Raw genomic sequence first — 8,524 nt, 5'->3', positions numbered from 1 at the left:
CAAGAAGCTTTGGGGCGGCGCGCTATGGTCGCCTTCCTACTTTGCCGGTAGCTGCGGCGGTGCGCCTATCGCCGTTATCCGGCAGTACATCGAACAGCAGCAGACGCCGCACTAGACGCACCAAACCAGACGGCTGCGCCGTCCGCGCTCTTGACCCCGCCCTGAAGGGCGAGGTTTGCCGCGCAACCGATCAATCGTTCCAGCCACGACAAGTCAACTGGCGCACGGCGTGGATCCCGGCCAGCCCGGCCGCGATGCCGAGTTCGCGGGCGTGCGCCCTGTCCAGGCAGGGAGCGCGCGCCCGCCCAGGCCATGCATGCTGCCATCCGACAGTTTTTTCGCCGTGATGAAGACCTCATGCGTCGGCCGGCGCTCAATAGCGCGAAGGGGCCGGGGAGCCGTCGGCGGATTTCTTCTTGTACGTGACTTCCTTGCCGCCCATTGGGCCGCGCCTGAAGTTGGGGCCGATGAGCGGCTCATCGAGGGGCTGGATGACCTCCTCGCGGTCTGCGGGGGTCCCGTCGCACCAGGGGCATACGTCGACGAAATAGCGTGCTTCCATCACGCCCGAGCCGTCGACGTATATGGTAAACGTTCCGGTGTTGTGGACTACCCCCGCTGACGTGCGCTGCTCGAAATGACCGTCCGGCATGAAACACACGGTATCGTAGGCGGACTGGTAGCAACCGAGCATATCCGGCAAGGGCTCGGCGCGGTCCAGGTACATGCGCAGGCCGATACAGGAGGGGATCGCCAGCATCAGCAGCCAGGCCAGGATCTTGGCAATCCAGCCGAGCGTGGAGACGACAACACGGCTCCATGGATGGGGCGTGCCGATCTCGTGCAGCGGCCCGGATTCGCTCAGCGGCTCAACGTCCATAGGCTCAACGTCCATACGGCGCCGCCAGCGGTTCGCCGATGAACACGCCCTGGGTCGGCCACGCCACGCTGCGCCAGTAAGCTTCGATGGCGCTGCTGCCGCTCAGGTAATGCTTGAGCAGGATGACGGGATGCGGAAACTTTTGCCAATGATTGCAAGGTTCGCTGACGCTGCCGTAGCTGGCCGTGGCGCCCGCTTCCAGCCAGCGCAGGCTGCTCATCTGGCTGGCGCCATACAGGTCGCCGCCGAACGAGGTCAGGTGGTCGGCCAGCGCCCCCGGCAAAAACTTGACGCTGTCGAGCTTGTCGACCTTGGCCATGCCGGTCTGGTAGACCATGATGTCGCTCACACCCTCAAGCGCGTCGCTGTGCAGGGTTTTGGTGCGGATTTTTTTGGCGGCGATGTGTCCGTCGCGCGGAAACAGTTCGGCCCGCGAATTGCGCGCCGCCTGCGAGGTGACCAGGTAATACGCGGTGGCGTTCGGCACGCGAAAGCCGCTGGCCACGCCACGGTCGATCAGGGCCTTGGCCTGCGCCACCGAGTCGGTCGGCAGCAGCATCGACAGGCGCATGCGGAAGTCGGCCACGGGCTGGACCGAGCTGGCGTTGAAGTAGGCGCTGGGACGGCTGGCGGCGCAGGTATTGCTGCACTGGCCAGGGTCGAAGCCCATGGTATAGGCGGCCGTGATGGCATTGCAGTCGACGGCGTACGGCGCGGTCCAGACCATCAGCACCGCTTCGATGCCGGCCGGAAGCTGGCTGTCGATGCTCTCTTTCAGGGCGTGAAAGCGGGCGGCGTCGAGCCGCTGCGGCTTGCCGGGGATGCTCACATGGATGACGTTGGCGGCGGGAATGGCGCGCGCCTTGCGGTAATACGCGGCAATCGCCACGCTGTTCGGTTCGGCATCGTTGACGACCAGCGCCAGCTGGCTGGGGCGCAGGCGCGGCGCCGAAGCGCCCTGGGCGCCGGCCTGGCCGGTGGTGGCGGCCAGGGCCAAAGTCAGGATCAGTGCTGCGCGCAGGGTCATGGAGTGGCCAGGGTCGGGTGAACGGGGCCGCTTGCCCCGCAGCGCCGATTATAGCGGCTGGGCGGGCATGACCACGAGCGTCGCCGCATCGGGCGCGCTGGCGGGACAGCCGGACGGCCGCGCCGGCTCGCAGGCCGCCTGCGCCGGGGCAGGCTCGCCCTGCCCGCGCAGATGCTCGGGACGCTCCTGCGCGCGGCGCTGCATCTCGATCGAAAAAGCTTGCTCGTAGGGGACCATGCGCAGTTGCTCGGCTTCGCGCTCGGCCGCGCTGACCGCCGGCGTGGCGCGGAAGGCGCTGGCGCTGACAGGGGCGCTGGAAGATGACTGCGAAGGTAATGGCGAAGGCGACTGCTGCAGTGCGGAATTCGGTGCCGGCTGGATGCTGCCGCTAGTGCTGCCGACTGGCTCTCCACCACCGCAAGCGGTCAGTGCAAAGATGCCGGCACAGACCAGCGCATGCTTGAATACGTTAAAAAACATACTTCCTCACATCGGATAAATTCGGAGAACGGCTCGAATTCTATGCGTGGAGAAACAATTCTGCAGGGGAAATTTATTTCAGGATTTAACAAATTGCTTTTTTTTATCATTTTTATGCGACGTTGGCGCATATTGAGCCAACGTAGCGCGAACATATCTATAAAGAAACATAAAAAATTTTCTGGAAACGTCAATTTAAGGACACGAAAAAAGCACTAAGTTGTAACTAAGTGTGTTTGGCAACATTTTCTCGCGCCGACGCGCTAGAAATCGCCATCATCACTCTATTGCAATGCAGCATCCAAGTTGTCTGACAACCAATCGAACGCCCTCCTCGCGGGCGCCAATCAAAAAGGGAGCCGCAGCTCCCTTGCTTGATTGCACCTGGCAAAGCCTAGGCGCGCTGGTAGATATCTTCAAAGCGCACGATATCGTCCTCGCCCAGGTAACTGCCCGACTGCACTTCGATGATGTGCAGCGGCACCTTGCCCGGGTTTTCGAGCCGGTGCGTCATGCCGATCGGGATGTAGGTCGATTCGTTTTCCGACAACAAGCTGACTTTCTCGCCGCAGGTCACGCGCGCGGTGCCGCTGACCACCACCCAGTGCTCGGCGCGGTGATGATGCATTTGCAGCGACAATTTTTCGCCGGGCTTGACGGTGATGCGCTTGACCTGGAAGCGCTCGCCGGCGTCGATGCCCTCGTAATACCCCCACGGGCGGTACACCTTGGTGTGATGCAAGTGTTCCGTGCGCTCTTTCGACTTCAGATGGTCGACGATCTGCTTGACCCGCTGCACCTGGTCCTTGTGCGCCACCAGCACCGCGTCCGGCGTTTCCACCACCACCAGGTCGGAGACGCCGACCACGGCCACGATGCGGCTCTCGGCGCGCACCAGCGAATTGCTCACGCCATCGAGGTACACATCGCCGCGCTGCACATTGCCTTGGGCGTCCGCGCCACGGCCCTGCTGCACCTGCCACAGCGCCGACCAGGAACCGACATCGCTCCAGCCGATGTCGGCCGGCACCACCACCGCATGGCGGGTGCGTTCCATCACGGCGTAATCGATCGAGTCCGACGGGCAACTGGCGAACGCCGCTTCGTCCAGGCGGCAGAAATCGAGGTCGCGGTAACCGAGCCGCACGGCCGCTTCGGCCGCCACCGCAATGGCCGGGGCGAGTTCGCCCAGCTCGCGCAGGTAGCCTTCGGCGCGGAACAGGAACATGCCGCTGTTCCAGTAATAGCCGCCGTCGGCGACAAAACCCTCGGCGCTGGCGCGGTCGGGTTTCTCGACGAAACGGTCGACCTGGTAAGCGCCGCTGGCGCCGGCCGCCGGTGCGCCCCGGTGGATGTAGCCGTAGCCGGTTTCGGGCGCCTGCGGCACGATGCCGAAGGTGGCCAGGGCGCCATCGGCCACCAGGGTCGCGGCCTGGGCCACCGCCTCGGCGAAGGGCGCGTTCTTGTCGATCACATGGTCGGCCGGCAGCACCAGCATGACCGCGTCCGGATCGATGGCGCGCAGGTAATTGGCGGCGGCGGCCACCGCCGGGGCGGTGTTGCGCCCGACCGGTTCGAGCAGGATGCCGAGCGGGGTCACGCCGATTTCGCGCAATTGCTCGGCCACCAGGAAGCGGTGCTCGTTGCCGCACACCACCAGCGGCGCCATCAGCTCGGGCCAGCCGGCCACGCGCAGGACGGTGTCTTGCAGCATGGTCTTGTCGGTCACCAGGGGCAGCAACTGCTTGGGCAGCACCGCGCGCGACAAGGGCCACAAGCGCGTTCCCGCGCCACCGGACAGGATCACTGGGTAGATTTTCATTGCATCTCTTTCAGGTCGTTTTTATGCTGCTGTTTTTATGTGCCGCCCGGTGCTCAAGGCGTGGCCTTACTTGACCGCTTCCAGCGGCGCATCGGTGCGCCGGGTAAAGCGGCGGTCGCGCGCATTGACCCACTCGTCCGAGGCATACTCCGACACGTGCTTCATTTCGCCGGCCCGATCCACACTGTAATCCTTAAAGACGATCATTTCATCTAAAGTTACATCGCGCAAGACCCGTGTGTATTCGAACAACACACTGCGCACGATCTTGGCGCCTTCGCAAATGTGGCTGCCATGCCCGATCCAGCTCGGGCCGATGATGGTCACGCCGGCCTCGATGCAGGCGCCCGAGCCGATATACACCGGCCCTTCGATGGTCGTGCCTTGCCAGTCGATGCGGGTGTTCAGGCCCACCCACAGGCCGTCTTCGACCTGGATGCCGGGCACGTCCATGTGGGCGACTTCGCCCAGCAGCACGTTTTGCAGGGTCTGCCAGTAGTCGGACACGCTGCCGATGTCGATCCAGTTGAACCCGCGCGTCTGCGCGTAGAACGGCATGCCTTCCTTGGCCAGCAGCGGGAACAGTTCGGAGCCGATGTCGAACGGCACGCCGGAGGGAATCAGGTCGATCACCTGCGGCTCGAAAATATAGATGCCGGTGCTGATGAAGTTCGACTTGGCCTCGGCTTCGGACGGCTTTTCCTGGAACTCGGTGATGCGGCCATCCTTGTCGGTGACCACCACGCCGTAGCTCGACACCTTATCCCACGGCACTTCCTTGGTGATGACCGAGCACAGCGCGCCCTTGCGGCGGTGCTCGAACAGGGCCGATTTGAGGTCGAGGTCGATCAGGGCGTCGCCGCACAGCACGATGGTGGTGTCGTCGAAGAAGCCGCCGAACTCCTGGATCTTCTTCATGCCGCCGGCCGAGCCGATCGGCTGCGGCACGACCTCGCCTTCATCGTTGGTGTAGCCTTCGAAGGAGTAGCCGATCTGGACCCCGAACTGGTGCCCTTCGCCGAAATACTCTTCGATCTTTTCGTGCAGATAACTGACGTTGACCATGATTTCGGTGATGCCGTACTTGGCCAGGTGCTCGACCAGGTAAGCCATCACCGGCTTGCCCAGGATCGGGATCATCGGCTTGGGCAAATCATAGGTCAGGGGACGCACACGGGTGCCTTTACCAGCGGCCAGGATCATCGCTTTCATGGAGTTCTTTCCTTAGTTTGTTCGTCGAGCATGCGCTCAAACATTACTTGGGCAGGGATTGCCAGCGCCATGCGTCGGCGCACATCTGGGCCACGTCGCGCTCCGCCTTCCAGCCGAGCTCGCTTTCGGCGAAGCTGGCGTCGGCGTAGCAGGCGGCGATATCGCCGGGGCGGCGCGCCACGATCCGGTAGGGCACTTGCTTGCCGCTGGCCTGTTCGAACGCGCGCACCATTTCCAGCACGCTGTTGCCGCGCCCGGTGCCAAGATTGTACGTAACAATGCCGGGACCTGTCGCCAGCTTGCTTAAGGTTTTGACATGGCCGATTGCCAGGTCGACAACGTGGATGTAATCGCGCATGCCGGTGCCGTCCGGGGTCGGATAATCGCCCCCGTACACCGACAGGAACTCGCGCCGCCCTTCGGCCACTTGCGCAATGTACGGCAGCAGGTTGTTGGGGATGCCGTTCGGCTCTTCACCGATCAAGCCGCTCTCGTGGGCGCCGACCGGGTTGAAGTAGCGCAGCAGCGCGATGCGCCAGCTCGGGTCGGCCTTGATCAGGTCGCGCAGCATGTCTTCAATGATCAGCTTGCTACGGCCGTAGGGATTGGTGGCCGACAAGGCAAAATCTTCCTTGATCGGCACCGAGACCGGGTCGCCGTACACCGTGGCCGAGGAGCTGAACACCAGCGACTTGACGTCGTGGCGCGCCATGGCGTCGAACAGCGCCAGCGAACCGGTCACGTTGTTGTCGTAGTAGCGCAGCGGTTGCGACACCGACTCGCCGACCGCTTTCAGGCCGGCGAAATGGATCACGGCGTCAATCCGGTGCGCCTGGAAGACGGCGTCGAGGGCGGCGCCATCGCGGATGTCGCCCTCGATGAAGGCCAGTGGCTGGCCGCTGATGCGCTGCACGCGCTCGAGCACGCTGCGCTGGCTGTTGGACAGGTTGTCAAACGCGATCGGCTCATGGCCGGCCTTGATCAGTTCGACACAGGTATGCGAGCCGATGTAGCCCAGGCCGCCGGTAACAAGAATTTTCATGATGTGACGCTTTCGAAAAAAGGTGAAGGCAGCCCGTGGCCGCCCTACTCGCTCTGCGGCAAGATGCGCGCAAGGCTCATGCGATTAAACAGTACGCCGACCGGCAACAGCACCAGTTGGTCGTCGAACTCGCCGCCGGCGGCCAGCGGATCGCGGCTCAGGGGGCGTTCGATGAAGGTGGTGGTGGCGAGCGCGTTGAAGCGCTCATCGGCATTGGTGAGGGACGTGCCGGGCTGGCGCACGCCGTGCACGCTGGTGCCGCCATGCTCGCGCCCGTAAGAAAACACCACGGCGGCGCCGCACTGGGTGGCCATCGAACACGCCGCCGCGCCAACCTGGCGCACCAGCCGGCCGTCGCGCCGCGTGACGATCGACTTGGTGCCGAAGGCTACGGTGGGATGGACCGGCGCCGCGCTCAGCGCCGGCGTGACGCTGTAGCGCAGCAGCTTGCCCCAGCCGTCGCCGGGCGGCAGGCCCAAGGTTACCCAGGGCAGCAAGCCGCTGCAGCGCTCTTCGCTGTCGCAGCGGCCGTCGAACTCGCGTCCGCCGCCGTCCTCCTGCGCCGGGCGCGGCAGGCGCCCGTTGACCAGCGCAAAGCCGATCAGCGCTTCGCGCGCCTGGGCCAGCGCGGCCGCGCTGCGCCGCTCCGGTCGCGCGCGCGTATCGGTCTTGCCGATCCCCGCCATGAGCATGGAGGCCGCGCCCAGGCCCACCACGGCCAGCATCAGCAGCAAGGCGGCGCCGCGTTGGCGCCGCCTTGCCAGGATGCCTTTTACAGGCGCCATACCTTGATGCCGGCCTCGACCAGTGCAGCCTGGTCGAAGGCGGCCTTGACGTCGATGAACACGCCGCCCTTGATCAACTTCTTCTGGAAGTCTTCGATCGAGGTGGCCATCAACTGGCGGTGCGAGACGGCGGCCACGACCGCGTCGGCGCGCGGCAATTCATCCCAGCCGACCAGCTTGACGCCGTATTCGTGCATCGCTTCGTCGGCATCGGCGTAGGGGTCGTGCACGAATACCTCGACGCCGTAGGTTTTCAGTTCGGTGATCACATCGGCCACCTTGGAATTGCGCAGGTCGGCGCAGTTTTCCTTGAATGTCAGGCCCAGCACGTTGACCTTGGCGCCCTTGATGTAGCTGCCGGCGGCGATCATGTTCTTGATGGTGGTTTCGGCGATGAACTTGGCCATGCCGTCGTTGATGCGCCGGCCCGCCAGGATCACTTGCGGGTGGTAGCCCAGCATGTCGGCCTTGTGGGTCAGGTAGTACGGGTCCACGCCGATGCAGTGGCCGCCCACCAGGCCTGGCGAAAACTTCAGGAAGTTCCACTTGGTGCCGGCCGCTTTCAGCACTTCGGAAGTGTCGATGCCGATCTTGTCGAAGATGATGGCCAGTTCGTTCATCAGCGCGATGTTCAGGTCGCGCTGGGTGTTTTCGATGACCTTGCACGCTTCGGCGGCCTTGATGCTCGAGCAGCGGTGCACGCCCGGCTTGACGATCGACTCGTACATCGTGGCCACTTTTTCCAGCGTTTCCGGGGTGTCGCCGGCGACCACTTTCAGGATCGTGGTGAGCGTGTGTTCCTTGTCGCCCGGGTTGATGCGCTCCGGCGAGTAACCGACGAAAAAGTCATCCTTCCACTTCAGGCCCGAAGCTTTTTCGAGCACGGGGATGCACACTTCTTCGGTCGCGCCCGGATACACGGTGGACTCGTAGATGACGGTGGCGCCCTTCTTCATGTGCTTGCCGACCACCTGGCTGGCGCCGATCAGCGGGCCGAAATCGGGATTGTGGGCGATGTCGACCGGGGTCGGCACGGCCACGATGATCAGGTCGGCGTCGCCCAGGCGGGCCGGATCGTTGGTGTACTCGGCGTGCACGGCCGCGGCCATCTGCTCGTCCGACAATTCGCGCGAGGGGTCGACCCCGCGCCGGCAGGATTCGACTTTGGAGACCGAAATATCGAGGCCGATGGTCGGACCCAGTTTCGCGAACTCGACAACGAGGGGGAGGCCGACGTAGCCAAGACCGATGACGCCAATTGTGCTCATAAAACTGC

General features: G+C 64.0%; 9 protein-coding genes. 1 reads left to right on the top strand and 8 read right to left on the bottom strand.

Annotated elements, in window-relative coordinates; genetic code table 11:
* The coding region (locus F0185_RS23035; RefSeq protein WP_187362618.1) for a transposase at positions 1–115 on the top strand (115 nt) is incomplete at its 5' end.
* A gap of 258 nt (positions 116–373) precedes the next feature.
* Here F0185_RS23035 and F0185_RS23030 read toward each other — a convergent pair.
* From F0185_RS23030 to F0185_RS22995, 8 genes are all read right to left on the bottom strand, one after another.
* A complete protein-coding gene (locus F0185_RS23030; protein WP_167228415.1) occupies positions 374–880 on the bottom strand; it encodes a hypothetical protein in 507 nt (168 codons plus the stop codon).
* A 4-nt stretch (positions 881–884) separates the two neighbouring features.
* On the bottom strand, positions 885–1,907 hold the full coding sequence (locus F0185_RS23025) for a TIGR03790 family protein (protein ID WP_167228413.1): 1,023 nt from the start codon (positions 1,905–1,907) through the stop codon (positions 885–887).
* 48 nt (positions 1,908–1,955) lie between these two features.
* On the bottom strand, positions 1,956–2,387 hold the full coding sequence (locus tag F0185_RS23020; RefSeq protein WP_167228411.1) for a hypothetical protein: 432 nt from the start codon (positions 2,385–2,387) through the stop codon (positions 1,956–1,958).
* A 394-nt stretch (positions 2,388–2,781) separates the two neighbouring features.
* Positions 2,782–4,209, bottom strand: a complete 1,428-nt coding sequence (locus F0185_RS23015) for a mannose-1-phosphate guanylyltransferase/mannose-6-phosphate isomerase (RefSeq protein ID WP_167228409.1) — start codon at positions 4,207–4,209, stop codon at positions 2,782–2,784.
* Positions 4,210–4,275: 66 nt separating this feature from the next.
* On the bottom strand, positions 4,276–5,421 hold the full coding sequence (locus F0185_RS23010; RefSeq protein ID WP_167228407.1) for a nucleotidyltransferase family protein: 1,146 nt from the start codon (positions 5,419–5,421) through the stop codon (positions 4,276–4,278).
* Between the two features lie 43 nt (positions 5,422–5,464).
* The gene (galE, locus tag F0185_RS23005) at positions 5,465–6,463 is read right to left on the bottom strand and encodes a UDP-glucose 4-epimerase GalE (RefSeq protein ID WP_167228405.1); all 999 of its coding nucleotides are present in this window, start codon (positions 6,461–6,463) and stop codon (positions 5,465–5,467) included.
* A 44-nt stretch (positions 6,464–6,507) separates the two neighbouring features.
* Positions 6,508–7,248, bottom strand: coding sequence for a hypothetical protein (locus F0185_RS23000; protein ID WP_167228403.1), 741 nt, complete (start codon positions 7,246–7,248; stop codon positions 6,508–6,510).
* Positions 7,236–8,516 (bottom strand): nucleotide sugar dehydrogenase, encoded by a 1,281-nt coding sequence (locus F0185_RS22995; protein WP_166890679.1) that lies wholly within the window; start codon positions 8,514–8,516, stop codon positions 7,236–7,238. The genes F0185_RS23000 and F0185_RS22995 overlap by 13 nt, the downstream gene beginning before the upstream one ends.
* Positions 8,517–8,524 lie beyond the last annotated feature (8 nt).

The organism is Massilia rubra (genome assembly GCF_011682065.1).
GTDB lineage: Bacteria > Pseudomonadota > Gammaproteobacteria > Burkholderiales > Burkholderiaceae_D > Telluria_A > Telluria_A rubra.
Note: the sequence above shows the minus strand (reverse complement) of the source record. Positions and strands in the feature narration are given on the sequence as shown.

Coding starts and splice junctions, on each gene's coding strand:
- F0185_RS23030 (WP_167228415.1), bottom strand. CDS start 880: ATGGACGTTGAGCCGCTGAGCGAATCCGGGCCGCTGCACGAGATCGGC.
- F0185_RS23025 (WP_167228413.1), bottom strand. CDS start 1,907: ATGACCCTGCGCGCAGCACTGATCCTGACTTTGGCCCTGGCCGCCACC.
- F0185_RS23020 (WP_167228411.1), bottom strand. CDS start 2,387: ATGTTTTTTAACGTATTCAAGCATGCGCTGGTCTGTGCCGGCATCTTT.
- F0185_RS23015 (WP_167228409.1), bottom strand. CDS start 4,209: ATGAAAATCTACCCAGTGATCCTGTCCGGTGGCGCGGGAACGCGCTTG.
- F0185_RS23010 (WP_167228407.1), bottom strand. CDS start 5,421: ATGAAAGCGATGATCCTGGCCGCTGGTAAAGGCACCCGTGTGCGTCCC.
- galE (WP_167228405.1), bottom strand. CDS start 6,463: ATGAAAATTCTTGTTACCGGCGGCCTGGGCTACATCGGCTCGCATACC.
- F0185_RS23000 (WP_167228403.1), bottom strand. CDS start 7,248: ATGGCGCCTGTAAAAGGCATCCTGGCAAGGCGGCGCCAACGCGGCGCC.
- F0185_RS22995 (WP_166890679.1), bottom strand. CDS start 8,516: ATGAGCACAATTGGCGTCATCGGTCTTGGCTACGTCGGCCTCCCCCTC.